The 1,404-nt window shown below is 50.0% G+C and carries 1 protein-coding gene; it reads left to right on the top strand.

Annotated features, from left to right (window positions below):
• The first annotated feature begins 79 nt into the window (after nt 1-79).
• Nucleotides 80-1,218 (top strand): IS3 family transposase gene (locus MSL71_RS26300; protein ID WP_425484465.1). Its coding sequence is split into 2 segments (ribosomal slippage): nt 80-355 and nt 358-1,218, totalling 1,137 coding nucleotides; the frame shifts between segments, so codons are not numbered across the junction.
• The last annotated feature ends 186 nt before the right edge of the window (nt 1,219-1,404 follow it).

Raw genomic sequence — 1,404 nt, 5'->3', positions numbered from 1 at the left:
CTGCGCTTACCCCCGATTTTAGGACCACAGGCTTAAGTGGAATCTGCATCCCAATAATGCTAATAGCGAGAGGATGCAGATGGGAAAAAAACGAAGAAAATTTACCGACAAATTTAAAGCCGAGGTTGCGATTGAGGCAATCCGTGGCGTGAAGACCTTAGCCGAACTTGCTTCAGAATATCAGATACATCCGAACCAGATATCAGATTGGAAGAAGCAGCTGCTATCAAACGCACCAGAACTCTTCTCCTCAAAGAAAAAGGCCCGTGCTAAAACAGAAGAAGAGTTGACCGCTCCCCTTTACGAGGAGATAGGTCGCCTCAAAATGGACCTTAAGTGGCTCCAAAAAAAGCTGTGAGCCTGCCACTTTCAATGCGCCGCCGCTGGGTGGAACCGGCTTCAAATTATTCCATCCGGCGCCAGTGCAGGCTTGCTGGCGTTCCCCGGTCTGGTCTTTATTATAAACCGGCACAGGAAACCGACGAAAACCTTCTTCTGATGCGTTTGATCGATGAGCAATACATGAGGCACCCCGAGTTCGGGTACCCACGGATGACGGACTGGCTTCGTGGTAAGGGGCATAGGGTGAACCCCAAACGGGTTGCCCGCCTCATGAAGATGATGGGGCTTTCGGCTATAACGCCGGGCCCCCATACCAGCAAGCCTTGCCCAGAACACAAAATTTATCCGTATTTACTGCGAGATGTACCCATCGATCGTGTCAACCAAGTGTGGAGCACGGATATCACCTATATCCCAATGCAGCACGGATTTATGTATTTGACGGCAGTATTGGAATGGTACAGTCGTTATGTTCTTGCCTGGGAAATCTCCAACACCCTGGAGAGCACATTTTGCATATCAGCCCTTCAAAGGGCTCTCATGCGGGGAACACCTGAAATATTTAACACCGACCAAGGCTCTCAATTTACCTCGGAATCGTTTACAGATGTGCTTCTCGACAAAAAGATATTGATCAGCATGGACGGCCGAGGGAGAGCACTGGACAACGTGTTTATAGAACGACTGTGGTGGACGGTAAAATATGAAAACATTTATCCCAACGAGTACTCTGACGGCCATGCTCTCTTCAGGGGGCTCCATCACTATTTTGAGTTCTACAACAACGAAAGAGAGCATTCCGCACTGGACAAGCGCACACCGGCCGAGGTATTCCACACCGCAGTGATAACTCATGAAACACGTGGTGCTGGTTAAACTCCAGGCCACAGGATACGACAGCTCACCTTGCAGTAAAGGCCAAGCCGGGCTTCGCCCGGTGCTTCGCAGCCTTGACAGCAAGGCTCCCTGCCGTTTGAGGTGGCTGGGAGTTTAAGCCAGAAAAAGGATGCTTTTTCCACCTTAACTTTGCCGTTTCGTGGTCAAAGATTGGGGGTAAGCTCA

It is taken from the genome of Desulfoluna butyratoxydans, assembly GCF_900699765.1.
Lineage (GTDB): Bacteria > Desulfobacterota > Desulfobacteria > Desulfobacterales > Desulfolunaceae > Desulfoluna > Desulfoluna butyratoxydans.
This window is presented reverse-complemented; position numbering and strand designations above follow the sequence as displayed.